The organism is Pseudomonas sp. TMW 2.1634, from assembly GCF_001703595.1.
Classification (GTDB): Bacteria; Pseudomonadota; Gammaproteobacteria; order Pseudomonadales; family Pseudomonadaceae; genus Aquipseudomonas; species Aquipseudomonas fragi.
In genome coordinates, this window is sequence record NZ_CP016849.1 from 508,701 (window position 1) to 535,318 (window position 26,618).

Annotated in this window: 20 protein-coding genes; 14 read left to right on the plus strand and 6 right to left on the minus strand. The window is 60.5% G+C overall.

The window, feature by feature from the left end:
* Window positions 1-82 precede the first annotated feature (82 nt).
* A complete protein-coding gene (locus BFC21_RS02435; RefSeq protein ID WP_095005434.1) occupies window positions 83-862 on the plus strand; it encodes a helix-turn-helix transcriptional regulator in 780 nt (259 codons plus the stop codon).
* Between the two features lie 90 nt (window positions 863-952).
* Window positions 953-1,912: a zinc-binding alcohol dehydrogenase family protein gene (locus BFC21_RS02440; RefSeq protein WP_095005435.1), complete on the plus strand. Its 960-nt coding sequence runs from the start codon at window positions 953-955 to the stop codon at window positions 1,910-1,912.
* Between the two features lie 14 nt (window positions 1,913-1,926).
* On the opposite strand, the gene BFC21_RS02445 is transcribed toward BFC21_RS02440, so the two are convergent.
* Window positions 1,927-2,457 (minus strand): DUF4946 domain-containing protein, encoded by a 531-nt coding sequence (locus BFC21_RS02445; protein WP_120265636.1) that lies wholly within the window; start codon window positions 2,455-2,457, stop codon window positions 1,927-1,929.
* Window positions 2,458-2,685: 228 nt separating this feature from the next.
* On the opposite strand from BFC21_RS02445, the gene BFC21_RS02450 reads away from it, so the two are divergent.
* From BFC21_RS02450 to rfaD, 6 genes are all read left to right on the plus strand, one after another.
* Window positions 2,686-3,963 (plus strand): serine/threonine transporter, encoded by a 1,278-nt coding sequence (locus BFC21_RS02450; protein WP_016780446.1) that lies wholly within the window; start codon window positions 2,686-2,688, stop codon window positions 3,961-3,963.
* A 149-nt stretch (window positions 3,964-4,112) separates the two neighbouring features.
* Window positions 4,113-4,637, plus strand: coding sequence for a sigma-70 family RNA polymerase sigma factor (locus BFC21_RS02455; protein ID WP_088377072.1), 525 nt, complete (start codon window positions 4,113-4,115; stop codon window positions 4,635-4,637).
* Complete coding sequence (locus BFC21_RS02460) at window positions 4,634-5,614, plus strand: FecR domain-containing protein (RefSeq protein WP_120265637.1); 981 nt, start codon at window positions 4,634-4,636, stop codon at window positions 5,612-5,614. The genes BFC21_RS02455 and BFC21_RS02460 overlap by 4 nt, the downstream gene beginning before the upstream one ends.
* A gap of 258 nt (window positions 5,615-5,872) precedes the next feature.
* Window positions 5,873-8,317, plus strand: a complete 2,445-nt coding sequence (locus BFC21_RS02470) for a TonB-dependent receptor (RefSeq protein WP_088377074.1) — start codon at window positions 5,873-5,875, stop codon at window positions 8,315-8,317.
* A 67-nt stretch (window positions 8,318-8,384) separates the two neighbouring features.
* On the plus strand, window positions 8,385-9,161 hold the full coding sequence (locus BFC21_RS02475; RefSeq protein ID WP_088377075.1) for a class I SAM-dependent methyltransferase: 777 nt from the start codon (window positions 8,385-8,387) through the stop codon (window positions 9,159-9,161).
* Window positions 9,162-9,231: 70 nt separating this feature from the next.
* Window positions 9,232-10,221 carry an ADP-glyceromanno-heptose 6-epimerase gene (gene rfaD / locus BFC21_RS02480; protein ID WP_120265638.1) on the plus strand — a complete coding sequence of 330 codons (990 nt, stop codon included), beginning with the start codon at window positions 9,232-9,234 and terminating at the stop codon, window positions 10,219-10,221.
* Window positions 10,222-10,372: 151 nt separating this feature from the next.
* Here rfaD and tal read toward each other — a convergent pair whose 3' ends face one another.
* The 3 genes from tal to ccoN all read right to left on the minus strand — a co-directional run bounded on the left by tal (window position 10,373) and on the right by ccoN (window position 13,166).
* Window positions 10,373-11,296, minus strand: coding sequence for a transaldolase (gene tal / locus BFC21_RS02485; protein WP_088377077.1), 924 nt, complete (start codon window positions 11,294-11,296; stop codon window positions 10,373-10,375).
* A 155-nt stretch (window positions 11,297-11,451) separates the two neighbouring features.
* Window positions 11,452-11,682, minus strand: coding sequence for a hypothetical protein (locus BFC21_RS02490; RefSeq protein WP_088377078.1), 231 nt, complete (start codon window positions 11,680-11,682; stop codon window positions 11,452-11,454).
* A 56-nt stretch (window positions 11,683-11,738) separates the two neighbouring features.
* Window positions 11,739-13,166, minus strand: a complete 1,428-nt coding sequence (gene ccoN / locus BFC21_RS02495) for a cytochrome-c oxidase, cbb3-type subunit I (RefSeq protein WP_088377079.1) — start codon at window positions 13,164-13,166, stop codon at window positions 11,739-11,741.
* A 338-nt stretch (window positions 13,167-13,504) separates the two neighbouring features.
* Here ccoN and BFC21_RS02500 point away from each other — a divergent pair, with 338 nt between their 5' ends.
* Window positions 13,505-14,173 (plus strand): DUF3313 domain-containing protein, encoded by a 669-nt coding sequence (locus tag BFC21_RS02500; protein ID WP_016780454.1) that lies wholly within the window; start codon window positions 13,505-13,507, stop codon window positions 14,171-14,173.
* 170 nt (window positions 14,174-14,343) lie between these two features.
* Here BFC21_RS02500 and BFC21_RS02505 read toward each other — a convergent pair whose 3' ends face one another.
* Together BFC21_RS02505 and BFC21_RS02510 are read right to left on the minus strand one after the other, a co-directional pair.
* Window positions 14,344-15,762, minus strand: a complete 1,419-nt coding sequence (locus tag BFC21_RS02505) for a DUF1254 domain-containing protein (protein WP_120265639.1) — start codon at window positions 15,760-15,762, stop codon at window positions 14,344-14,346.
* Between the two features lie 9 nt (window positions 15,763-15,771).
* Window positions 15,772-16,563, minus strand: a complete 792-nt coding sequence (locus BFC21_RS02510) for a hypothetical protein (RefSeq protein ID WP_120265640.1) — start codon at window positions 16,561-16,563, stop codon at window positions 15,772-15,774.
* Between the two features lie 273 nt (window positions 16,564-16,836).
* On the opposite strand from BFC21_RS02510, the gene tpx reads away from it, so the two are divergent.
* The 5 genes from tpx (at window position 16,837) to BFC21_RS02535 (ending at window position 26,565) form a co-directional block, all read left to right on the plus strand.
* The gene (gene tpx / locus BFC21_RS02515; protein WP_095005444.1) at window positions 16,837-17,337 is read left to right on the plus strand and encodes a thiol peroxidase; all 501 of its coding nucleotides are present in this window, start codon (window positions 16,837-16,839) and stop codon (window positions 17,335-17,337) included.
* A gap of 288 nt (window positions 17,338-17,625) precedes the next feature.
* Window positions 17,626-18,930, plus strand: a complete 1,305-nt coding sequence (locus BFC21_RS02520; protein ID WP_120265641.1) for an MdtA/MuxA family multidrug efflux RND transporter periplasmic adaptor subunit — start codon at window positions 17,626-17,628, stop codon at window positions 18,928-18,930.
* Complete coding sequence (locus BFC21_RS02525; RefSeq protein WP_120265642.1) at window positions 18,927-22,028, plus strand: MdtB/MuxB family multidrug efflux RND transporter permease subunit; 3,102 nt, start codon at window positions 18,927-18,929, stop codon at window positions 22,026-22,028. The genes BFC21_RS02520 and BFC21_RS02525 overlap by 4 nt, the downstream gene beginning before the upstream one ends.
* Window positions 22,025-25,132: an efflux RND transporter permease subunit gene (locus BFC21_RS02530; RefSeq protein ID WP_095005447.1), complete on the plus strand. Its 3,108-nt coding sequence runs from the start codon at window positions 22,025-22,027 to the stop codon at window positions 25,130-25,132. The genes BFC21_RS02525 and BFC21_RS02530 overlap by 4 nt, the downstream gene beginning before the upstream one ends.
* Window positions 25,129-26,565 carry an efflux transporter outer membrane subunit gene (locus tag BFC21_RS02535; RefSeq protein WP_088377086.1) on the plus strand — a complete coding sequence of 479 codons (1,437 nt, stop codon included), beginning with the start codon at window positions 25,129-25,131 and terminating at the stop codon, window positions 26,563-26,565. The genes BFC21_RS02530 and BFC21_RS02535 overlap by 4 nt, the downstream gene beginning before the upstream one ends.
* Window positions 26,566-26,618: the final 53 nt, after the last annotated feature.

A 26,618-nucleotide genomic window follows, 5' to 3' on the forward strand; every position in this document is an offset into this window, starting at 1 on the left:
GCTTTGGGTTCATTCAAGGCCTATGGCCGTAGCTCAGTTGCCTCGCTACCATAGCCCCTTACGATTGCGACGTGTACCGCTAATGGCTCTTGCAGCTCCGCCAGATTTGTCTGATACCGCAGTGCGGGTTCAACCCTTGGCGCGCACTTACCCGCGTGGTTTGTATATCGAACGGCACCAGCACGACTGGGGCCAGTTGTTATACGCCACGAGCGGCGTGATGTGGGTCGATACCCCTGATGAGGCACTGGCTGTGCCGCCGCAGCGAGCGGTCTGGCTGCCACCGCAGGTGCCGCATGGCATCCGCGTGATGTCGGATCTGCAAATGCGCAATATTTATTTGCCGCCCAGGCTGGCGACTACGCTGGGCAGCCGGGTACAGGTCATGGAAGTCGGGCGGTTGCTGCGTGAACTGATCATCAATCTGGTGGAGCAGACCCACGACCAGGCGCAATACATCGAGGCGCTGCTTGATCTGACCTTGCTGGAGCTGCAGCGCGCCCGGCGCACATTGCTTAAAGTGCCGATGCCCGACAGCCCGGACCGGCGTCTGCTCAACCTGTGCCAGTCGGTCATGGCCAGCCCGTCGCTGGCCATTGCCTTTGAGCAGCATGCCGAAAACGCAGGGGCCAGTGTGCGCACCCTGGCCCGCTTGTTTCAGGGCGAACTGGGCATGGGCTTTGCCCAATGGCGGCGGCAGGTTCAACTGGCCACCGCGGCGGCTGAGTTGATTCAAGGGGTTTCGGTAAGTCAGATCTCACGCTCGTTGGGTTATTCACCCAGCAGCTTCAGCGATATGTTCCGACGCGAGTTGGGCATAAGCCCTTCGCGGTACGCCTCAAGTCCATCACCGCAACCCTGAATCTGGCCGGCAGGCAGAAGGCCTTGGCCGGAATCCGTCGATTAACGGCCATACACTGGGTGCCTCTTTACAGCATTCGAAGGGCTGAACATGAAAGCACTGCAGTTTTGCGCAACAGGCGATCTGGGCGCACTGCGTCTGGCGGAGCTGGCGCTGCCGGTGGTGGGGGCAGACGACGTACTGGTGCAGGTCAAGGCAGCTGGTTTGAACCCCAGCGATGTAAAAAATGTGCTCGGGCGCTTTCCTTACACCACTTTGCCACGGGTTCCCGGCCGTGACTTTGCCGGGGTGATTGTGGATGGCCCACAGGCACTGGTGGGCAAGGAAGTGTGGGGCACGGGTAAGGAGCTGGGCTTCTATCGGGACGGTTCCCATGCGGGCTATCTGGCTTTGCCGGTTGACGGCGTAGCGTTTAAACCCAAATCACTGAGCTTTGCCCAGGCCGCCAGCCTGGGGGTGCCATACACCACGGCATGGGAGGCTCTGCAGCGCAGCGGTGTAGGCGTTGATACCCGTTTACTGGTGATCGGTGCTAATGGCGCTGTAGGTACGGCTGCTATCGCTCTGGCGAAAGTGCTTGGCGCAAAAGTGCTGGCGGCAGTGCGCCGCAGCGAGCAGGCGCAGGTGCTGCAGGCACAGGGCGTTGAGGTGCTGGTGCTGGATAACCCGCAATCGCTGGATTCCCAAGTGAATGCAGTGTTTGAGGGCGGCGCTGAGGTGATTTTCGACACCACGGGGCACTGGCTGCCTGCGGCCGTGCCGGCGTTGCGGACTTTTGGGCGAATTGCCTTTATTGCCGCGCCGCTGGACGGTCATGTGCATTTGCCTGCGCTGGCCCTGTATCGCAAGGGCGGTACGCTGGTCGGGGTCAACACCTTGCTGTATAGCAGCAGAGACTGCGCGCAAATGCTCAATCAGTTTGGCCAGTACTTTGATCAAGGCATACTGCCTGCGCCAGGCGGTTTTCAGGAAGCGGCCCTGGTAGACGGCCTGGCCAGTTATGCCCAGGTCAATGCAGGCACATGCACCAAAGTGGTGCTGATTCCCTGAGCCTGCTCCTGCAGTTACTGCCCCAGGCGCAAGCTGGCGCGAATGCCATTGACCTCGGCTTCGTTGGCCTTGTAGCCCTCTGCGGGGCCGGCGTAGGAGAGGGCGTAGGCGTTGTTGCCCTGGGTGGCGGCCACTAACGTCTGGGTGATGACGTGGTTACCGTTCTGGGTGATCTTGCAGGTGGTCTGCAGGGCCTTGAGGCCGCCCAGGGTGCTGTCATGGATCTTGTTGCAGGCGCTCTGGTAGCCACCCTTGGCGAAGTTTTGCTGCAGGGTCTTGCGCATTTGCAGCAACACCGCGTCCATATTGACCTTATGCTCGGGGGCCAGGGTCGACTGGGTCAGTTCCATGACCATTTGCGGGTCGCCGCTGGCGTCGTTCTTCACCGCTCGCTGGCGCACGCTGCTGTCGTCAGGCGCGGGCGGTACGGCCTGCACTTCCCAGCCACCGGGCCAGGTGATCATCAGACCGTCGGCGCTGGCCACGGGCACGGCAGCCAGCAGGCACAGGCCGATAAAAACGGGGAAACGTCGGGCAAAATGCATGGGTCTCGGGCCTTTTGAGCGATCAATGGATTGCAATAGTGTATCAATAGGTGTCGAAGTATTGCTTTGCAGCGTGACATCAATTTCAACCATTGCTCAGCTAAACCTTTGCTTCTTATGTCTAATCCCGGACAATCGCGCCCCTCTTATGGCCGGGGCGATGTCAGCAAGGTGTTTCTTGTCCGCCCCGGCTGCGTGGTAACGACCGGCTAGCGGAGATTCGACCGGATGAATGACCAGGCTAACAGCGTCGACGAACGCTTCGACGAGACACCAGCGACCCTCACTCGCTGGAACCGTCATGACACCACCTGGATGCTGGGCCTTTTCGGCACAGCGATTGGCGCAGGTACCTTGTTTTTGCCGATCAACGCAGGGCTCGGCGGCTTCTGGCCGCTACTGATCCTGGCGCTGCTGGCGTTCCCGATGACCTTTTACGCCCACCGTGGCCTGACCCGCTTCGTACTCTCCGGCCGCGAAGGTTCAGATATCACTGACGTGGTGGAAGAACATTTCGGCTTGCGCGCCGGTGCAGTGATTACCCTGCTGTACTTCCTGGCCATCTTCCCGATCCTGCTGATCTACAGCGTAGCGCTGACCAACACGGTCGGCAGCTTTATGCTCAACCAGATGCATATCACCCCGCCACCACGGGCGATCCTGTCGCTGGTACTGATCCTGGGCCTGCTGATTGTGGTGCGTTGCGGTGAGCAGGTGATCGTCAAGGCCATGAGCATGCTGGTCTACCCGTTTATCGTGGCATTGCTGTTTTTGGCGGTGTTTTTGATCCCGCACTGGAACGGCGGCATCCTCAGTACTGCGACCACGCTGCCTGCACCTTCAGTGTTGCTGCATACCCTGTGGCTGGCGATTCCGGTGATGGTGTTTTCCTTTAACCACTCGCCGATCATCTCGGCCTTCGCCGTTGATCAAAAGCGCCGCTACGGTGCCAACGCCGATGAGCGCAGCTCGCAGATCCTGTCCCGCGCCCACCTGCTGATGGTGGTGATGGTGCTGTTTTTCGTGTTCAGTTGCGTGCTGACCCTGTCGCCAGAGCAACTGGCCGAGGCCAAGGCGCAGAACCTGTCGATCCTGTCCTACCTGGCCAACCACTTCAGCAATCCGACCATCGCCTTTGCCGCGCCATTGATTGCATTCGTGGCCATTGCCAAGTCCTTCCTGGGCCATTACATCGGCGCCAGCGAAGGCCTTAAAGGCCTGGTACTGAAAACCGGCAAACGCCCGGGTACGAAAAGCCTCGACCGCATGACGGCCGCCTTCATGCTGGTGGTGTGCTGGGCCGTGGCCACGCTTAACCCGAGCATCCTGGTCATGATCGAAACCCTGGGCGGGCCGGTGATTGCCGCCATCCTGTTCCTGATGCCGATGTATGCGATCCGTCGGGTACCGGCCATGCGCCAGTACTCGGGGCAGATCTCCAACGTGTTCGTGACGGTGATCGGCCTGATCGCGATCTCCTCGCTGGTGTATTCGCTGATCCCTTGATGCATGCCCCTGTCGCCGCCGTCCTGGCGGCGACACTGCAATGATTGACCCGCGCAAGCCGTCCAGGGCTTGAGTCTGGCCAGTACTGCGAATATGATTGCGACCCATTCCTATTCGCAGTGTGCTGACCGCACGTCCCGAGGGTTCCCGTGTCGCCATCCCCGCCGAACCCGCCGCTGCTGCACGCAGACGTGCATGGCCTTTACAGCGATCATCATGGCTGGCTGGTCAACTGGCTGCGCCGGCGCCTGCGCGATACCGACAATGCCGCCGACCTGGCCCAGGACACCTTTCTTTATGTGCTGGGCAAGCCTGAGCAGGTGACGCACTTGCGCGAGCCGCGGGCCTGGCTGAGCAGCATTGCCAAGGGCCTGTTGATTGACCGCTTTCGTCGGCACAAGGTCGAACAGGCCTACCTGCAAGCGTTGGCGCACCTGCCCGAGCAGCAGATGCCTGCCCCGGAAGAACGCTTGATCCTGCTTGAAACCCTGACCCGAATTGATGCGTTGCTCGATGGCCTGAAGCCCAATGTGCGCACTGCCTTTTTGCTCTCGCGCCTTGAAGGCCTTGGCTATCAGGCCATTGCCGGGCGCCTGGGCGTTAGCGTCAGCTCGGTGGAAAAGTACATGGCCACAGCCATCCGCCATTGTTTTCTGGCGCGTCAGGCCCTGTGAGCGCGGGTTCGTCACCGCCTGAATTTGCCCCCCATGTGCTGGACCAGGCGATTGACTGGCTGGTCAAAACCCAATCCGGTGCAGCCGAGCCGCAGGTGTTTGCGGCGTGTGAGCAATGGCGCGCCGCCGATGCCAGTCATGAAGCCGCCTGGCAAGCCCTGCAAATGACCGAGAGCACTTTGCGCCAGGCTTCGGCGCTGCCCGGGCGCGTGGCCCTGGACACCCTGGCCGGCAGTGGCCGCCTGCGTTCACGGCGCCAGGCCCTCAAGGTACTGGGGGTGGGCATGCTGGGCGCGGGAGCGGGAGGCCTGCTGCAACAGCAGCCCTGGCGTAGCTTTGGCGCAGACTATGCGACAGGCGTGGGGGAGCGACGCTCCTTCAACCTGCTCGATGGCACGCGATTGCAGCTCAATACCGACAGTGCTGCTGATGTGCTGTTCACAGAGCAACAGCGCCTGATCGTATTGCGCGATGGCGAGATTTTTGTCCGCACGGGTTTGGACCCTGCCGCTGCCAGCGGGCGCCGGCCGTTTTGGGTACACACTCGCGAGGCGCGATTGCAGGCCATTGGCACCGCATTCGATGTACGTCAGGAGTCGGGGCGTACTCGATTGATGGTTGAGGAGGGCGTAGTGGCGATTCACTTGCCCGATGCCCGGCCAGTGCTGGTGCAGGCGGGCAGCGAGTACCTGATCGCGCCGGGCTCGGCGCAGTTGCAGCCGGCGTCTGTGTTTAATGCCAATGGCTGGGTCGGCGGTGTGCTGGTGGCCAGGCAGATGCGCCTGCAGGATCTCGTGCAAGAGCTGGCGCGCTATCGCCACGGCTGGTTGCAGTGTGATCCGGCGGTCGCTCAATTACGGGTTTCCGGGGTGTTTCAACTCGACCGCATTGACCACGCGCTGGACGGGTTGAGCCAGTCACTGGCGGTACGTGTTGAGCGCCGGACACGGTTCTGGACGCGGATTGTGGCGGCTTAGTCCGTAGCAGCTGCCGAAGGAACGAGGCTGCGTTCGGCGACGTAGTCGTCGCAAAATCAGGTTCTGCGGTGTATCAGTTAAACCCGACTATGAGGTTTTACGACGGCTTCGCCGCCGAACGCAGCCTCGTTCCTGCGGCAGCTGCTACGAGGTTTTGCGCAGTTACAAATACGAATAATTATCAAATTTCTTTGCGGGTTTTCGGCTGGCCTTCGACAGATAGGCATAAGACTTATCCATTGCAGGAGCCCCGCGCCAATGTCCCGTGTTTTTCCCAACCCTTCATTGCCTCCCCGCAGCCGCCTGGCCATTGCCTTGCATATCGTTTTGCTGGGCTCCGTCGCGCAGCCATTGGCGCAGGTCAGCGCTGCGCCCTTGAGCGTCCAGCGCAGTTTCGATGTACCCGCCAGCAATCTGCAGGATGCACTGAACCGCTTCGCCCAGCAGGCCAATATCTCCCTGCCTTATGACCCGGCGCTGGTGCAAGACAAGCAGGCGTCAGCTCTCAAGGGCCGTTTTGAGGTGGCTCAGGGCTTGCAGCAACTGCTCAGGGGCAGCGGCTTGACCGCCACCGAAGGCGCCGGCGGAGTCTGGACCCTGTACTCGCTGACCTCCGGCAATGCGCAGGGGCAGTTGCAACTGCAAGCTACCAGTGTCACGGGTCTGGCGTTGGGCAGCACCACTGAGGGCAGTCACTCCTACACCACGGGTGAAACCCGTACAGCAACCAAATTGCCGCTTTCGCTGCGCGAAACGCCGCAATCGGTCACGGTCATTACCCGTCAGCAAATGACTGACCAGGGCTTGGGCAGTATTGCCCAGGTATTGTCGCAAACGCCCGGCATTACCGTGGTGCATGACGACAGCGAGCGCTACAACTTTTACTCACGGGGTTTCACCCTCGACAACTTCCAGTACGACGGCGTACCGACTTCGGACTTCACCACCAATACCAACGGCCTGGGCATGCGCGACATGGCCATTTACGATCGGGTAGAGGTGGTGCGCGGTGCCACCGGTTTGATGAGCGGTGTGGGTAGCCCGTCGGGGGCGGTGAATCTGGTGCGCAAACGCCCGACCAAGGAATTTCAGGGCTATGTATCGGGCAGCGGCGGCTCATGGGACCGCTATCGCAGTGAGCTGGACGTGTCCGGGCCGCTGACGGAAAACGCTGCACTGCGCGGGCGTGTGGTGGCCGCCCACGAAGATGGCCGCTCCTTTATCGATCGTTATTCCTCGACCAAGGACGTGTTCTACGGCATCGGCGAAGCGGATTTGACCGATGACACCACTCTTTATGCCGGTATCGACTACCAGCGGATCAATTCCAACGGCTCAAGTTTTGGCCAGTTGCCGCTGTATTACAGCGACGGCAGCCGCACCCACTTCAAGCGCTCGATGAATCCCGCAGCCAAGTGGGCCTATGCCGACAGTGAAAGCACCAAGTACTTCGCCGGTGTTGAACAGCGGTTTGCCAACGACTGGCTGCTCAAGGTCGAGGCCAGCCACTGGAAGGGCAACACCGAGCAGTTGCAGGGCAACCTGGTGGGCTGGGGGCCTTTTCCGGATAAGGCCACCGGCGAAGCGCAGTTCATGAGCGGGACCAAAACCTTCAAGATCAATACCGACACGCTGGACGCCTATGCGACCGGACCGTTTGAGCTGTTGGGGCGTACCCATGATCTGGTGGTGGGGCTGAACGTCAGTGACCGGCGCACGGACTACCTGGCGATGAATGCCGATGACCTGACCGTCAATTACCAGAACTGGAACAACGACGCGCCGCGCCCTACAGATTTGAGCCAGGGCTTGAAGCAAAAGTACACGACCAAAGAGTCGGCAGCCTACGCAGCATTGCGCCTTAAACCGGTAGACGATCTCTCGATCATCCTGGGAACCAGGGTGGTGGACTACGATCGCAAGGGCACAATGACCTATAACGCGGCGCAAACTGTGCCAACCTCGGACAACAGCAAAAAAACCGGGAAGATGATTCCTTATGCCGGGATCGTCTACGACTTGAGCGAAAACCACTCGGTCTATGCCAGCTATACGGATATCTTTACCCCGCAAAGCTACTTCGACCGTGACGACAAGGTTCTGCCGCCGATGACCGGCCAAAGCTATGAGGCCGGTCTGAAGTCCGAGTATTTCGGCGGTGCGCTGAACACCAGTTTCGCCCTGTTCATGATCAAGCAGGACAACTACGCCGAATACGATGGTGTACGCGATGATGGCCAGGATGCCTACAAGGCAATCAGCGGAACCAAAACCAAGGGGTTGGAGGCCGAAATATCCGGCGAAATCATGACCGGCTGGCAATTGCTGGCGGGCTACACCTACGCCCAGCCACGGGACAAGGACGGCAAGCGGATCAACAGCAACCACCCGGAGCAATTGTTCAAACTGGCCACCAGCTATCAACTGACCGGCGACCTCAAGGACCTCAACGTGGGCGGCAACCTGACCTGGCAGGGCTCGACCTACAGTGAGCTGGATTCTTCGATCAAGACCGAGGCCAAGGAAGGTAGCTTTGCCGTGGTCGGCCTGATGGCCCGCTATGACATCAGTAAAAACCTCAGTGCGTCGGTCAATCTGAACAACGTCTTCGACCGTGAGTACCTCAGCGGTTACGGCCTCTACTCGACTTATTACTACGGTGACCCGCGCAACCTGATGCTGGGCATGAAGTACCGTTTCTGACGAGGTTTTCATCTCGCGTTTGCCCTGCGTCGGCTATGGTTAAAAACCACGAAAACGGAGGCTGGCAATGAGCGATTCCACCATCCATCAGGCAGCAGCAGACGGTTACAAGCAGGGCGCCGACACCTATGTGCGCGGGCGCCCGGATTACCCGGCGGGTGTAACCGCATGGCTGTGCGAAACCCTTGGCCTGGGCCCCGGGCAAACCGTGCTTGAAGTCGGCGCCGGTACCGGCAAGTTCACCGCGCGCCTGTTACAGACGGGCGCGCGGGTGATTGTGGTCGAGCCGGTGCAGGCCATGCTCGACAAGCTCTCGGGCAGCTACCCCGAAGTCGAAACCCATCAAGGCACCGCCCAGGCCATACCCCTGGCCGATGCCAGTGTCGATGTGGTGGTGTGCGCGCAGGCTTTTCACTGGTTTGCCACCTCTGCCGCGCTGACCGAGATGTATCGCGTACTCAAGCCTGGCGGGCAACTGGGGCTGATCTGGAACCTGCGCGATGCCACTGTGCCGTGGGTGGCGCAACTGGATGCGCTGGTCAATCAGTGGGAAGGCGATGCGCCGCGCTTTTATACCGGCGCATGGCGTCAGGCATTTCCTCATCCGGGTTTTGGCCCTTTGCGCGAGCAGCAGTTGAGCCATTCCCACGACGGACCGGTAGAGGACGTGATCTTCAACCGGGTGCGTTCGACCAGTTTTATCTCGGCGCTGGCACCGGCTGAGCGTGATCGGCTGGAACAGCAACTGACGGCTTTTGTCGCCTCGCACAGCGCGTTGAATCACGGTGCCACCGTCAGCGTGCCGTATGTCACGTCGGCATTTGTCACCCGCAAGGACGCTTGACCTGCATCAATGCGCCTGACTTGCACAGGCATAGCCTGAGCTCCATCCATGTTCCAGGAGGTTGCCACAGATGAGCATTATCGTGACCGGGGCTGCCGGGTTTATCGGCAGCAATCTGGTGAAGGCGCTTAACCGGCGCGGCGAGCGCGACATCATTGCCGTGGACGATCTGACCGATGGCGACAAGTGCCGTAACCTGGCGGACTGCGATATCGCCGACTACATCGACAAGCGCGAATTCCTAGAGCGTTTCGCCACCCATCAATTGGGCGATGTGCAAGCCGTGCTCCACCAGGGCGCCTGTTCCAGCACGGTCGAAAGCGATGGCCGGTTGATGATGGACAATAACTACCGCTACAGCTGCGATCTGCTGCAAGCCTGTGTGCAGCAGACCGTGCCCTTGCTGTATGCCTCATCGGCGGCGGTGTACGGGGCCGGGCGGGACTTTCGCGAAGCCCGCGAATGCGAGCGGGCGTTGAACGTGTATGCGTATTCAAAATTTCTCTTCGACCAGCGGGTCCGTCAGTTGCTGCCCAGGGCGCGCAGCCAGATCGTCGGCTTGCGCTACTTCAATGTGTATGGCCCGCGCGAGCAGCATAAAGGGCGTATGGCGTCGATGGCCTGGCACTGTTTCAACCAGTACCGGGAGCGTGGTCATGTCGAGCTGTTTGGTGAGTACGGGGGTTACCCGGCGGGTGGGCATGAGCGCGATTTTGTTTCGGTAGAGGATGTGGTCAAGGTCAATCTGCACTGGCTGGACCACCCGCAGACCAGCGGCATTTTCAACCTGGGCACGGGCCAGGCGCGGTCATTCAATGACCTGGCGCTGGCGACCATCAACAGCGTGCGCTGTGCCGAGGATCGGCCACCGCTGACCCTGGAAACGGCCTTGCTGGACGGTGTGTTGCGGTATTGCGAGTTCCCCGAGGGGCTCAAGCACAAGTATCAGGTGTACACCTGCGCTGATCTTGGGCAGTTGCGCGAGGCGGGTTATCGCGAGCCGATGCTGGGGCTGGAGGAGGGCGTGCAGCGCTATTGCGCGCAGTTGCTTGGCCGCTGAAACCGCTGATACGGTCGACCTGTTTGGGTGCGGGATCTGTGAGCACATGTTTACTTTGTGGGAGCGGGCTTGCTCGCGATGGCATCGGCGCGGTTCAACTGAAGCACCGCGCTGCCTGCATCGCGAGCAAGCCCGCTCCCACAGGATGAAGTTATTTAGCTGACAATAGTGCTTCCAGTTTTTCCTGGTCACGGGCGAACTGGCGAATGCCTTCGGCCAGTTTCTCGGTGGCCATTGCATCTTCGTTGGAGGCCCAGCGGAATTGCGCTTCGTTCAGGCTCAGGCGTGGCTCGCCCTTGTGGCCAGGGGCCAGTTTGCGTTCCAGTTTGCCGTCGTCCAGTGCCAGTTTTTCCAGCAGGTCGGGGCTGATGGTCAGGCGGTCGCAACCGGCCAGTTGTTCGATCTGGTTAAGGTTGCGGAAGCTCGCGCCCATCACCACAGTGTTGTAGCCGTTGGCCTTGTAGTAGTTGTAGATGCGGGTCACGGACTGCACGCCTGGGTCATCGGAGCCTGTGTAGTCAATACCGGTGGACTTCTTGTACCAGTCGTAGATCCGGCCCACGAACGGCGAGATCAGGAACACCCCGGCATCGGCACAGGCAGCCGCCTGGGCAAACGAGAACAGCAGGGTCAGGTTGGTTTGAATGCCGTCCTTTTCCAGTTTCTCGGCCGCGCGAATGCCTTCCCAGGTCGATGCCAGCTTGATCAGCACGCGGTCGCGGCCGACGCCGGCCTTGTCGTATAGCTCGATCAACTGGTGGGCTTTTTGCAGCAGGGCCGGTTCGTCAAACGACAGGCGCGCGTCGACTTCGGTCGAGATGCGGCCCGGAATCACGTTCAAGATACCGCTACCCACGGAGACCGCGAAGTGGTCGCAGGCCTGGCCTACATCGCCTTTGGCGTGGCTGATGGCGTTTTGCAGCAGTTCTGCGTAGCCGGGCATCGCGGCAGCCTTGAGCAGCAGCGACGGGTTGGTGGTTGCATCCACGGGTTTGAGGCGGGTAATCGCGTCGAGGTCGCCGGTGTCTGCGACCACGGTGGTGAACTGCTTGAGTTGTTCCAGCTTGGAAGTCATGAGCGTCTCTGTCGGAAAGGTATTAATGGCAGTACAGATTGAGTGCGTTATCGATCAATAGTTCGTTGAACCCAGAGTGGCAGAATGCCGCTGAATGCGTTCTCAGTGCAACTGATGGTGCGGATTTAATCTGTCGCAGTGCCAATATTCCGATTTTACAGCTCCAGCGTGCCCCATCCCGGTTTGGGCGGCTCTGGCTCGGCAGTCTGCACGGCATTGACGGTTTTGCCGGTGGCCAGTTCTACCCGGCGCGCCACTTCCGGGTCGTCGGCAAAGGGCATCAGGCTGGCTTCGTCGATATCCTTTGCGGTTTTGTGCTTCAGGCACCAGCCCACCGCGAAGTACAGGCTGATCACGGCGGCGCTGTTGAGGGCGAGGTCGAGCATGGGCAAGGCTCCTTGCGCAAAGGCAACGCAGGCCCTTGGCCTGCGTTGCAGGGGGCTCAGGCGATCCGGGCAGTCAGTTCGGCCTGTTTGAGGTTGCCTACGCGCACCGTGCGCCAGACGTTGTAGGCCATCAGCAGCATGCCGCAGAGGAAAAACACACCGCCCACCAGGCGTACGACGAAGCCAGGGTGGCTGGCCTGCAGTGATTCCACAAACGAGTAGGTCAGCGTGCCGTCATCGTTGATTGCGCGCCACATCAGGCCCTGGGTGATGCCGTTGACCCACATCGAGGCGATATAGAGCACGGTACCAATGGTGGCCAGCCAGAAGTGCAGGTTGATCAGCGGGGTACTGTACATCTGCTCGCGGCCGAAGATTTTCGGGATCATGTGGTACAGCGCGCCGAAGGTGATCATCGCCACCCAGCCCAGGGCCCCGGCGTGAACGTGGCCGATGGTCCAGTCGGTGTAGTGGGAGAGGGCGTTGACGGTCTTGATCGCCATCATCGGGCCTTCGAAGGTCGACATGCCGTAAAACGCCAGCGACAGCACCAGAAACCGCAGGATCGGGTCGGTGCGCAATTTATGCCAGGCGCCCGAAAGGGTCATCATGCCGTTGATCATGCCGCCCCAGCTGGGGGCCAGCAGGATGATGGACATGGCCATGCCCAAAGACTGGGCCCAGTCCGGCAAGGCGGTGTAATGCAAGTGGTGGGGCCCGGCCCAGATATACAGGGTGATCAGTGCCCAGAAATGCACGATGGACAGGCGATAAGAGTAAATCGGCTTGCCGACTTGCTTGGGCACAAAGTAGTACATCATCCCCAGAAAGCCCGTAGTCAGGAAGAAGCCTACGGCGTTATGCCCGTACCACCACTGCACCATCGCATCGGTGGCGCCGGCATACACCGGGTATGACTTGAACCAGTCCACGGGGATCGCCAGGTGGTTGACCACATGGAGCATGGCGATCACCAGGATAAAGGCGCCGAAAAACCAGTTGCCGACATAGATATGCTTTGTCTTGCGGCGCACCACGGTGGTGAAAAATACGATGGCGTAGGCCACCCACACCACGGTCAGCCAGACGGCGCCGGTAAACTCGATTTCGGCGTATTCCTTGGTGGTGGTGTAGCCCAGGGGCAGGGTGATCAGCATGATCACGATCACCGACTGCCAGCCCCAAAAGGTAAAGGCCGCGAGTTTGTCCGAGTACAGCCGTACCCCGCAGGTACGTTGTACGGCGTAATAGCTGGCGGCAAATTGCGCGCTGCCGGCAAAGCCAAAAATCACCAGGCTGGTGTGCAAGGGTCGCAGGCGGCCGAAGGTGGTCCAGGGCAGGTCGAGGTTCATCTGTGGCCAGGCCAGTTGCGAGGCGATCCATACGCCCATGGCCATGCCGACTACACCCCACACCACGGTCATGATGGCGAATTGGCGCACGACCTTGTAGTTATAGGCCTGCCCGTTCAGTGCTGTGCTCATGCTCAAGTCTTCCACGGTTCAAAGTCCTGCCAGGCCTCGTGGTCTGGCGCAGGGTGAACTTTAGGAAGCGGGGCAAAAACAAAACAGATTCAGAAAACAAGAATTAATGCGGAGCACAAATATGCACAGGTTCAGGCACATCCTGATCAATCTGATCTGGTTTTCGAGTGTTTTCTAATCACCAGCTATAACTGAGCTGTAAGGCTCATGCCGATATGTATTGAGCATTCGATCACAATCATCGTCGGATAAAACCGGGTTCTGAGGTGATTGTTCAATGCTTGGCTATACCTATAGGGGCGCGTTCTTACGGCTGCGCCCCCTACAGGAGCTACAGAATGAAGCTTGGCTTAATGATCGGTACATTGTGCATCGCATCAATCGGGATGGTCGGTTGTGCGAGCAAGGTCCAGCAGCCGGATGAATATTCCGGTTTTTTAAAGGATTACAGCCGCCTCAAAGAGGCCAAGTCGCCTTCTGGTGCTGAGGTGATGCGCTGGGTCGATCCCAAACTGAAGCCAAAACAGTACACCAGCGTGTATATCGAACCCACCCAGCTTTACCCGGCGCCCAAGCCAACCGAAAAAATCCCGCAAAGCACCCTCAATGGCATCACCCAGTATTACGACCAGGCGCTCAAGCGCGAGCTGAGCAAGTCATTGCCATTGGCCAGTGCCCCGGGGCCGGGCGTGATTGTGGTGCGTGCGGCCATCACCGCAGTGAGCAGCGAGACCGAAAGCCTGGCGCCGTATGAATACATTCCGGTAGCACTGGTAGCGGCGGCCGTGAGCACGGCGTCGGGGATTCGCGACCAGGAAACCCAGTTGGCCACCGAGGCGGTATTTATCGACGGGAAAAGCCAGGACGTGGTGGCCCAGGTGGTGCGCAAGGGCACCGGCAAGCCGCTGGCCAATGCCAGCCAGGCAATGAAGGCCGATGATGTGAAAAACGTGATTGATACCTGGGCTTCGGACTTGCACCAGTCGTACCTGAAGCTCAATAAATAAGCGTACCCGGTGTAGCCCAGACCCCGGATATTGCGTAGCAGCTGACGAGCGGAGCGAGGCTGCGTTCGGCGGCGTAGCCGTCGTAGAACCTGAGTCCAGGGTTCTACGACCATACCGTGGACTCTGGCATGACGAAGGCTGCACTACGCGGACGCAGCCTTCGGCAGCTGCTACGGAGGTGTTTGGCTAACCACCGGCGTCAGCAAGGGCATTTTCCATTCTCCGCTGGCAACCTCGGGCTTGGGCATGTAAATGCGCAATACACCATAAAACGGCCCGTCAGGTGCTGGCAGCCAGTTGTTTTGCAGCTCGCTGGCGGGCGCCTTGTGCTGCACATACAGCGTCACGCTGCCGTCGGTATTGCGCTTGAGGTCCGGCAACATGCGCGAGTTGATCAGGTAGCGGTTGATCGGGTTGTCGACCAGCAATTTGTTTTTGCCGTCATACATCGTCAGCGACCAGAACGCTTTGGCAGGCGGCAGCGCATCCTTGTTGAAATGCAGGGTGTAGCTGTGTTTTGAGGCGTCGACGGGGTGCTGCTGGTTGTCGACGAAGTAGCCGATGTAATTGGCCTCTGCGGCCGAGTTGCCGAATATCCCCATGTTGGCGCCCGCGTAGCGGTACAGATAGTTGTTGTGCAGGTGTTCGCGGGAGCCGAACAGGTCGCCGCTGCTGATTTCATGGGTGTCGACCTTGTCTTTTTTGAACTGCGCGAACTCGGCCTTGCCTGCCGCAATTCCGTCTTCCAGTGCCTTGCGCTGTTCAGCTGTCAGCTCGGTCAGGTTGTAGGGCTGGCCCGGTTCAATGCCGATTTTCTTGAAGCGCTCGCGCAACGCCGCTTCGCTGGATTGAGGCTGGGCAAATGCGAGCATGAAGTTGAGGTACTTGAACAGTTCGGGGCTGTCGCTCATGTCGGCAACGGGCGCAGGCCAGTTCACGGCTGGCGCTGCTGCGGGCTCGGATTTGCCGAGAAACTGGCTCAGGGGCTGGACCTTGTAACCGCGCTGGATGTGCTTGACCTTGGCCAGGTCTTTATCATCGAACAGTTGCGTGCGGTACAAGCCGTAGGCAATGGCACTCTCGCTGGGAATCACGGCATCGATACCGGCAGGTTTATCCACGGTCCAGCCGGGCCCGCTGATCATGAAATTGCCGCCTTTATTACCTGTAGTGCGGGTGCCCAGATAGGCGAAGTTTTGTGTGTACAGGTCAATCAGTTGCGTGGAGTAGTAGCGACCGTCCTCAATGGCGGGCAGGGTCAGCACCAGCGGTTCTGTGCGCAGGTCCATCCACAGGAACGAGTAGGGCGTGTCCGAGTTGGGGGTCACGAATGCCGTATCCCGGGGGGTGAACACCATGGCGGTGTTGCCGATTTGGTTGAAGGGCGCCTTGAAGTTTTGGCCCTGTGTATCCACAGCCTGGGTGTAGAGGGTTTTGTACATCTCCACCACCGGGAAGCCATACAGGTAGGCTTCCCTGGCGATGCTCGTGGCCTCGGCGGGGGTGGCGCTGAAGTTGATGGCCGCGGCGTTGCCCGCAGCGATGGACAGGCAGACAGCGAGCAGGCTGCAGGGGGGCTTGATGTGCATGACAGGTTCCTATTTCCCGAAGGTGACGTTGATCCCGGCGAACAGGGTGAACTGGGGCAGGTCGTCGCCCTTGCGTTCCACGGTCCATTGCGGCTCAACGAAGGCATTGAGGATGTTGCTGCCGGCTTTCCAGGCCTTGCCCACACCCAGGCCAATGGGGATGTAGTGGGTGTTGTTTTTCAGGTCGTAAGTCCAGGTGCCGGTAGAGCGCAGGTACCAGCCCTTGGGCAGGTTGTGGATGATAAATGGCTGGAAGGTGGCGCTCTCGACATGCTGGCGGTCGCTGTCCCCGGCAAACGAGCTTTGATACTGCACCAGCGCGCCCAGCAGGCCCCGGGGTGAAGCGTCGATGGCGATGGCGGCCAGGCCGGCTTGCCATTTGCCGGTACCCAGTTCGTCATGCTCGGCAGTGGGCGCGGTGATTTGCGGGCCGATGCCCAATTGCACGCCTTCGGTCTTGAGCAGGAAAATATCGAACAGGTTGAGGTCGCCCATGCCCGTGCTGTAGCCGCCGTGCGGGTCGGGTCGGGTGCTGATCGGCAGCGTGACGCGCAGCAGTTGCGGCACACCGATAATGTCGCCGGGGGCCACGGGCAGGGCGCCACGCAACAGGGCGTCGTTGGTGTGGATATTGCTGTCGTACACCTGCGGCGTGTAGTAGTCCTGCAGGTTGATGCCGGGTGCCAGGTTGAGCGGGTTGTTACTTTTGTTGGCAGTCTCGGCGTTATCCGCCAGTGCGTCGGCAATGGGGCACAGGGCGAGGCTGAACAACAAACCTGAGGCAAGGCGAGTGATGGGCATGGCGATCCTGTTCCTTGGGCGCTAGCCCTGAACGCTAGCAGCAGGCCAGGATTTGGCTCATTCCATGTAGGGTTTTATGGTTGTTTTGCGCACCGGTATACAGAAAAGTCTGCCTGGACGCGAAATAGGTAATACAGGTGCTGTGTGAGGGGGGTAGGAAGCGTCTTTTTGTAATGAGAAGCATGAGATTTTATGTTCAGCCCATAGGTCAGCCTGACGGATTCATGTTTAACTTCGGGCTCTTCAACAACCTGTCTAAAAAGGACATCGTTCATGGCTCAAGTGACGCTTAAAGGCAACCCTGTTCAAGTCAACGGCGAATTGCCAGCAGTCGGCGCCAAGGCACCTGCATTTTCGCTGGTTGCCGGCAATCTGTCCGATGTAACGCTGGCCGACTTTGCCGGCAAGCGCAAAGTGCTGAACATCTTCCCAAGCGTTGACACCCCGACCTGCGCCACTTCGGTGCGCAAGTTCAACGCTGAAGCCAATGCGTTGCCAAACACTGTTGTACTGAACATCTCGGCAGACCTGCCGTTCGCCCAGGCCCGTTTCTGCGGTGCTGAAGGCCTGGAAAACGTACAAAACCTGTCGACCCTGCGCGGCCGTGAGTTCATCGAGCACTACGGCGTGGCAATCGCCGATGGCCCGCTGGCCGGCCTGACTGCGCGTGCGGTGGTGGTGCTCGACGAAAACGACAATGTGCTGCACAGCGAACTGGTTAAAGAAATCGCTGAAGAGCCGAACTACGAAGCAGCCCTGGCTGTTTTGAAGTAAGTCGCAGCGCAAGCCTGAAGCGGCCTGGCACTTGACGTGCCAGGCCGTTTTTTTTCGTACTGCCTGCCCGACCCCGTTGCCTGCATCGCGAGCAAGCCCGCTCCCACATGGGCAGTGAATATCCTGTGGGAGCGGGCTTGCTCGCGATGATATCGCTGCGGTTTACCTGAAAATCCGCCCATCTTCATCTCAGTGACACGTCTATAACGTAAATAGCGGGTAAAGAACCTTTTCATAACGGTCTGCACTGCTTATCGTTCCACTTCCTGAAAATTCTCGCTCGCGCTAATGGTTGATCACTCCATGCAATCCTCTGTTTCCCACAAATCTCGTCGTTGGCTGGTTGGTCTGCTGGTCTTGCTGATAGTCCTTGGCCTGTGCTGGTGGCTGTGGCCGTCGGCCTCCAAAAAGGCCGCGACCGATGAGCCTGCCGGGCGCACCAGCCGCTCGGGGATGATGCGCCCGGGCTTTGGCGGCTCGACCCAGCCTGTACCGGTGCGGGTGTCGGAAGTGAAACAGGGTGATTTTCCGATTTTCTACAAGGCGCTGGGCACGGTCACTGCCCTCAACACCATCAATGTGCGCAGCCGTGTAGCAGGGGAGCTGGTCAAGGTTTATTTCAAGGAAGGGCAGATGGTCAAGGCAGGCGAGTTGCTGGCTGAAATCGACCCGCGCAGCTATCAGAATGCCCTGCTGCAGGCTGAAGGCACGTTGCTGCAGAATCAGGCCCAGCTGAAAAACGCCCAGGTCGATGTACAGCGCTATCGCGGCCTGTATGCCGAGGACAGTATCGCCAAGCAGACCCTGGACACCGCCGAAGCGCTGGTGAGCCAGTACCAGGGCACGGTCAAGACCAATCAGGCGGCAGTCAACGACGCCAAACTGAACCTGGAGTTCACCAAAATTCGCGCACCGATCAGCGGCCGTGTCGGTTTGCGTCAGCTGGACGTTGGCAACCTGGTGGCCGCCAACGACACTACTGCCCTGGTGGTGATCACACAGACCGAGCCCATTGTGGTCAGTTTCACCTTGCCCGAGACCAACCTGGGTCTGGTGCTTGAGCGTTATCGCAGCGGCGCCAAAATGCCGGTGCAGGCCTGGAACCGTGGTGACACCCAGGAACTGGCGGTGGGCGTGCTTAGCAGCATTGATAACCAGATCGATATCACCACTGGCACCCTGAAGTTCAAGGCGTTGTTCGAAAACCGCGATCAGGCGCTGTTTCCCAACCAGTTCGTCAATGTCCACCTGTTGGCCGACACCCTGAAAAACGTGGTGCTGGCCCCGACTGCGGCGATTCAGTACGGCACCAACGGCTCGTTTGTGTATGCGATGGACGGCGACAACAAGGTCAAGATCCGTACCGTCAAGGTAGGGGCCACCGATGGCGACGTAACGGTGATCGAAGACGGCCTCAAGCCAGGCGATCGCGTGGTGCTCGAAGGCACGGACCGTCTGCGTGACGGCGGCGCGGTGGAAGTGGTCAACGACACTGTCGAAGTCCCTGCCACCCCGGTTCAGCATTTGCAGGGCGGCCCTGAAGCCGATGCCGCGCCTGTCGCCGACCAAGCCAAGACCAAGGCCCGCGAATGAATCTGTCGCGGCTGTTTATCCTGCGTCCGGTCGCAACCACGCTGTGCATGCTGGCCATCGTGCTGTCCGGGATCATCGCCTACCGCTTGCTGCCGGTGTCGGCCTTGCCCCAGGTCGACTACCCGACCATCCGCGTGATGACCCTGTACCCGGGTGCCAGCCCCGATGTGATGACCAGCGCGGTAACGGCGCCGCTTGAACGTCAGTTCGGGCAAATGCCGGGGCTGACGCAAATGGCCTCCACCAGTTCCGGCGGCGCGTCGGTGCTGACCCTGCGTTTCAACCTCGACATCAATATGGATGTCGCCGAGCAACAGGTGCAGGCGGCGATCAACGCCGCCAGCAACCTGCTGCCCAAGGATTTGCCGGCACCGCCGGTGTACAACAAGGTCAACCCGGCGGATACCCCGGTGCTGACCCTGGCCATCAGTTCCAAGACCATGCTGTTGCCCAAGCTCAATGATCTGGTCGATACGCGCATGGCGCAAAAAATCGCCCAGATCAGCGGCGTGGGCATGGTCAGTATTGCCGGCGGTCAACGCCAGGCGGTGCGGATCAAGGTCAACCCCGAGGCGCTGGCCGCCAACGGCCTGAACCTGGCCGACGTGCGCACCCTGATCGGTGCCTCCAACGTCAACCAGCCCAAGGGCAACTTCGACGGCCCGACCCGGGTGTCGATGCTTGATGCCAACGACCAGTTGAAAACCCCGCAGGAATACGCCGAGCTGATCCTTGCCTACAACAACGGTGCGCCGTTGCGGCTCAAGGACGTGGCCGAGATTGTCGACGGTGCCGAGAACGAGCGTCTCGCTGCCTGGGCCAACGAAAACCAGGCCGTGTTGCTCAATATCCAGCGCCAGCCCGGGGCCAACGTGATCGAGGTGGTGGACCGGATCAAGGCGCTGCTGCCGAGCATCACCGATAACCTGCCTGCCGGTATCGATGTCACGGTGCTCACCGACCGAACGCAAACCATCCGTGCCTCGGTGCGTGATGTGCAGCACGAATTGCTGATCGCCATCGCCCTGGTGGTGATGGTGACGTTCCTGTTCCTGCGCCGTGCCAGCGCCACCATTATTCCGTCGATTGCCGTGCCGCTGTCGCTGGTTGGCACCTTTGGCGTGATGTACCTGGCCGGGTTCTCGATCAACAACCTGACGCTGATGGCCCTGACCATCGCCACCGGTTTTGTGGTCGATGACGCCATCGTCATGCTGGAAAACATTTCGCGCTATATCGAGGAAGGCGACAGCCCGATGCAGGCGGCGCTCAAGGGCGCCAAACAGATCGGCTTTACCTTGATCTCGCTGACCCTGTCGTTGATCGCGGTATTGATCCCGTTGCTGTTTATGGCCGATGTGGTGGGGCGCCTGTTCCGCGAATTTGCCATCACCCTGGCGGTGGCAATCCTGATCTCGCTGGTGGTCTCGCTGACCCTGACCCCGATGATGTGCGCGCGCTTGCTCAAGGCCGAACCCAAGCCCGAAGAGCAGGGGCGCTTTTACCGTGCCAGCGGCGCGTTTATCGACTGGATGATCGCCGAGTACGGGCGCATGTTGCAGTGGGTGCTCAAGCACCAGCCGCTGACGTTGCTGGTGGCCATTGGCACACTGGCGCTGACCGTGTTCCTGTACATGGTGGTGCCCAAGGGCTTTTTCCCGGTGCAGGACACCGGGGTGATCCAGGGCATTTCCGAGGCGCCGCAGTCCATTTCGTTCAGCGCCATGAGCCAGCGTCAGCAAGAGCTGGGCAAGATCATCCTGCAAGACCCGGATGTCGAGAGCCTGTCGTCCTATATCGGCGTGGACGGGGATAACCCGACGCTCAACAGCGGCCGTATGCTGATCAACCTCAAGCCCCACAGCGAACGCAGTGACAGCGCCACCGAGGTGATTGCGCGGCTGCAGCCGCAACTGGACAAACTGTCGGGTATCCGCCTGTTTATGCAGCCGGTGCAGGACCTGACCATCGAAGACCGCGTCAGCCGTACCCAGTACCAGTTCAGCCTGTCGTCCCCGGATGCCGACCTGCTCAGCACCTGGACGCAAAAGCTGGTCACCGCGCTGTCCAATCAGCCCGAGCTGGCCGATGTGGCCAGTGACCTGCAGGACAAGGGCCTGCAGGTGTACCTGGTGATCGACCGCGATGCGGCTTCGCGCCTGGGCGTGTCGGTGGCCAATATCACCGATGCCTTGTATGACGCCTTCGGCCAGCGACAGATTTCGACCATTTACACCCAGGCCAGCCAGTACCGCGTGGTATTGCAGGCCAAAGAGGGCGAGAAAATCGGCCCGCAGGCTCTGGATCAGATCCACGTCAAAACCACTGACGGCGGTCAGGTGCGGCTGTCGAGCCTGGCCCGGGTCGAGGAGCGTCAGGCGCAACTGGCCATTTCCCATATCGGCCAGTTTCCTTCGGTGATGGTCTCGTTCAACCTCGCGCCCGGCGTGGCGCTGGGCCAGGCCGTGGAGCTGATCGATCAGGTGCAAAAGGACATCGGCATGCCGGTGGGGGTCCAGACCGAGTTCCAGGGCGCCGCGCAGGCGTTCCAGGCGTCGCTGTCGAGCACTTTGCTGCTGATCCTGGCGGCGGTGGTGACCATGTATATCGTGCTGGGTGTGCTCTACGAGAGCTATATCCACCCGATCACCATTCTCTCGACCCTGCCGTCGGCGGCGGTCGGTGCCTTGCTGGCGTTGATCCTCAGCGGCAATGACCTGGGCATGATTGCGATCATCGGCATCATCTTGCTGATCGGCATCGTCAAGAAAAACGCGATCATGATGATCGACTTCGCCCTCGACGCCGAGCGCAACCAGGGCATGGCGCCTGAACAGGCGATCTACCAGGCGGCGCTGCTGCGCTTCCGGCCGATTCTGATGACCACCCTGGCAGCGCTGTTTGGTGCCGTACCGCTGATGCTGGCCACCGGCTCCGGTGCAGAGTTGCGCCAGCCGCTGGGCCTGGTGATGGTCGGCGGTTTGCTGGTGAGTCAGGTGCTGACGCTGTTCACGACCCCCGTTATCTATCTGTACTTCGATCGCTTGGGCCGTCGCTGGCGCGGTCATGCTGACCAGACCGGGCAGGCGCCGGTATGAACCTGTCCGGCCCGTTTATCAAGCGCCCGGTAGCGACCATGCTGCTGAGCCTGGCAATCATGTTGCTGGGCGGGGTGAGCTTTGGCTTGCTGCCTGTGTCGCCGTTGCCGCAAATGGACTTCCCGGTGATCGTGGTGTCGGCCAGCTTGCCCGGGGCCAGCCCCGAGGTGATGGCCTCCACCGTGGCCACGCCGCTGGAGCGGGCGTTCGGTGCGATTGCCGGGGTCAATACCATGAGCAGCAATTCGAGCCAGGGTTCGACCCGGGTGATTTTGCAGTTCGACCAGGACCGTGACATCAATGGCGCGGCGCGGGAGGTGCAGGCGGCAATCAACGCTTCGCGCAACCTGCTGCCCAGCGGCATGAAAAGCATGCCCACCTACAAGAAGATCAACCCGTCGCAAGCGCCGATCATGGTGCTGTCGCTGACCTCCGAGGTATTGTCCAAGGGCCAGCTCTACGATCTGGCCTCGACCATCCTGTCGCAAAGCCTGTCCCAGGTGCCGGGGGTGGGGGAAGTGCAGATTGGCGGCAGCTCGCTGCCTGCCGTGCGCATCGAACTGGAGCCGCAACTGCTCAACCAGTACGGTGTTTCGCTGGATGACGTGCGCAACACCATTGCCAACGCCAACGTGCGCCGGCCCAAGGGCGCGGTGTCCGATGGCGAGCGCAACTGGCAGATCCAGGCCAACGACCAGTTGGAGAAAGCCAAGGACTACGAGCCGCTGATCATCCGCTACCAGGACGGTGCTGCACTGCGCCTGAGCCATGTGGCCAAGGTCAAGGACAGCGTGGAAGACCGCTACAACAGCGGCTTCTTCAATAACGATGCGGCGGTGCTGCTGGTGGTCAACCGCCAGGCCGGTGCCAATATCATCGAGACCGTTAACGCGATCAAGGCCCAGTTGCCGGCCCTGCAGGCGGTGTTGCCGGCCAGTGTGCAACTGAACCTGGCGATGGACCGCTCGCCGGTGATCAAGGCCACGCTGCACGAGGCCGAGATGACCCTGCTGATTGCCGTGGCGCTGGTGATCCTGGTGGTGTTCCTGTTTCTCGGCAATTTGCGCGCATCGCTGATCCCGACCCTGGCGGTGCCGGTGTCGCTGGTGGGCACCTTTGCGATCATGTACCTCTACGGTTTTTCGCTGAACAACCTGTCGCTGATGGCGCTGATTTTGGCCACTGGCCTGGTGGTGGACGACGCTATTGTGGTGCTGGAGAACATCTCGCGGCACATCGATGCTGGTGTTGCGCCAATGAAAGCAGCGATGCTGGGGGCCAAGGAAGTCGGATTTACCCTGCTGTCGATGAACGTGTCGCTGGTGGCGGTGTTCCTCTCGATCCTGTTTATGGGCGGGATTGTCGAGAGTCTGTTCCGCGAGTTCTCCATCACCCTGGCGGCCTCGATCATCGTGTCGCTGGTGGTGTCCCTGACCCTGACCCCGATGCTCTGCGCACGCTGGCTCAAGCCCCATGTGCCGGGCACCGAGAACGCCATGCAACGCTGGAGCATGCGCCTTAACGAGCGCATGGTCAGCGGCTACGCCCGCAGCCTGGACTGGGTGCTGCGGCACAAGCGCCTGACCCTGCTCAGCCTGCTGGTGACCATCGGCGTCAACGTGGCGCTGTATGTGGTGGTACCCAAGACCTTTATGCCGCAACAGGACACCGGGCAACTGATCGGCTTTGTGCGCGGTGACGATGGCCTGTCGTTCAGCGTGATGCAGCCCAAGATGGAAATCTTCCGCAAGGCGGTGCTGGCCGACCCTGCGGTGGAAAGCGTCGCCGGCTTTATTGGCGGCAACGGCGGCACCAACAATGCCTTTATGATCGTGCGGCTCAAGCCGATCTCGGAGCGCAAGGTGTCGGCGCAAAAGGTCATCGAACGGCTGCGCGAGAACATGCCCAAGGTGCCAGGCGGGCGCCTGATGCTGATGGCCGACCAGGACCTGCAGTTTGGCGGCGGTCGCGACCAGACCAGCTCGCAATACTCCTACATCCTGCAAAGTGGCGACCTCGGCGAGTTGCGCACCTGGTACCCGAAAGTGGTGGCCGCATTCAAGGCATTGCCGGAGTTGACGGCCATTGATGCGCGTGAAGGCCGTGGTGCCCAGCAGGTGACCCTGGTGGTCGACCGCGACCAGGCCAAGCGCCTGGGGGTGGACATGGACATGGTCACCGCCGTGCTCAACAACGCCTACAGCCAGCGGCAGATTTCCACCATCTACGACAGCCTGAACCAGTATCAGGTAGTGATGGAGGTCAACCCCAAGTACGCCCAGGACCCGGAAACCCTGAATCAGGTGCAGGTGATTACTGCCGATGGCCAGCGGATTCCGTTGTCGGCCATTGCCCACTATGAAAACAGCCTGCAAAACGACCGGGTGTCCCACGAAGGCCAGTTCGCTTCGGAGAGCATCGCCTTTGACCTCGCCCCAGGCGTTACTTTGGAGCAGGGTACGGCAGCCATTGAACGAGCGGTGGCCAAGCTCGGCCTGCCGGAAGAGGTGATCGTGAAAATGGCGGGTACGGGCGATGCCTTTGCCGCCACGCAAAAAAGCCAGCCGTTCATGATTCTCGGGGCGCTGGTGGCGGTCTATCTGGTGCTGGGGATTCTCTATGAGAGCTACATTCACCCCCTGACCATCCTGTCGACCTTGCCGTCGGCCGGGGTAGGCGCGCTGCTGAGTATCTATCTCACGGGCGGCGAGTTCAGCCTGATCTCGTTGCTGGGGCTGTTCCTGCTGATCGGCGTGGTGAAGAAGAACGCCATTTTGATGATCGACCTGGCACTGCAACTGGAGCGGCATTCGGGCCTCGACCCGCAAGCATCGATCCGCAGCGCCTGCCTGCAGCGCTTGCGGCCGATCCTGATGACCACCCTGGCGGCCATCCTCGGTGCCTTGCCATTGATGCTCAGCAGCGCCGAAGGTGCGGAGATGCGCCAGCCCCTGGGCCTGACCATCATCGGCGGGCTGATCTTCAGCCAGATCCTGACCCTTTACACCACTCCGGTGGTTTACCTCTATCTCGACCGTGTGCGCCATCGTTTCAACAAATGGCGTGGCGTGCGCACTGATGCTGCTCTGGAAACTCCGCTATGACCTCTCGTTTGTTTCTCCTTGCCCCGGCGCTTTCCATTGCGTTGCTCAGCGGCTGTGCCATTGGCCCGGACTACCAGCGCCCGCAGACCTCGGCGCCCCTTGAGTACAAGCAGGCGGCCGGCTGGACCCAGGCCAACCCGAGCGACTCCCTGGCCCGTGGCGCCTGGTGGGAACTGTATGGCGACCCGCAGCTCAACGCCCTGGTCGAAAAACTCAACAGTGCCAACCAGAGCGTGGCCCAGTCCGAAGCCCAGTTCCGTCAGGCCCAGGCTCTGGTGCGCAGTGCGCGTGGGGCATTCCTGCCCAGCGCCGATTTGAGCGTGGGCAAGACTCGCTCCAGCCAGGGCACGGGCAGTTCCAACTCCAGCCTGACCAGCTCCAGCAGCGGTATTCGCGACACCTTGAATGCCCAGGTCGGGGTCAGTTGGGAGGCCGATGTGTGGGGCAAATTGCGCCGCGGCCTGGAAGCCAATGAGGCGAGCGCCGAAGCCAGCCTGGCCGATCTGGCCGCCATGCGCTTGAGCCAGCAGTCGGAACTGGTGCAGAACTACCTGCAATTGCGGGTTATCGACGAACAGAAGCGCTTGCTCGAAGCCACAGTCGAGGCCTATCAGCGCTCGCTGAAAATGAGCGAAAACCAGTACCGGGCGGGGATTTCCGGCAAGGATGCGGTGGCCCAGGCGCAAACCCAGCTGCGCAATACCCAGGCCAGCCTGATCGACCTGATCTGGCAGCGGGCGCAGTTTGAAAACGCGATCGCGGTGCTCACCGGGCAGGCGCCGGCGGGGTTCAACCTGGCGGAAATCAAGGACGTGCCAAAACTGCCGCAGATCCCGGTCAGCCTGCCGTCGCAACTGCTGGAGCGGCGTCCTGACATCGCCTCGGCGGAGCGCTCGGTGATTGCCGCCAACGCCAATATCGGCGTGGCCAAGGCGGCGTACTACCCCGATTTCAGTCTGAGCCTCTCGGGCGGCTATAGCAGCAGCCAGTACCAGGACTGGATCAGCGTGCCCAACCGCTTCTGGTCGGTGGGGCCGAAAATCTCCCTGCCGTTGTTCGATGGCGGCCAGCGTTCGGCAGAAGTGGATCGCAATGAAGCCGTGTATGACCAGACGGTGGCCAAGTATCGCCAGACCGTGCTCGACGGTTTGCGCGAAGTAGAAAACTACATGGTGCAGTTGAAAGTGCTGGGGGATGAAACGGTGGTGCAGGAGCAGGCACTGGACTCGGCCCGCGAGTCGTTGCGCCTGACCACCAACCAGTACAAGGCCGGGCTGATTGCTTACCTGGACGTGGTATCGGTTCAGACCACCGCATTGAGCACCGAGCGCAGTGTGCTGAACCTGCTGCAAAGCCGGTTGATCGCCAGCGTGCAACTGATCGCGGCGCTGGGCGGTGGCTGGGATGGCAATACCGACCTGAGCGACAAGTAACATCTCCTCTGGGAGCTGGCTTGCCCGCGATGAAGTCCCCGTGGCTTGCCTGG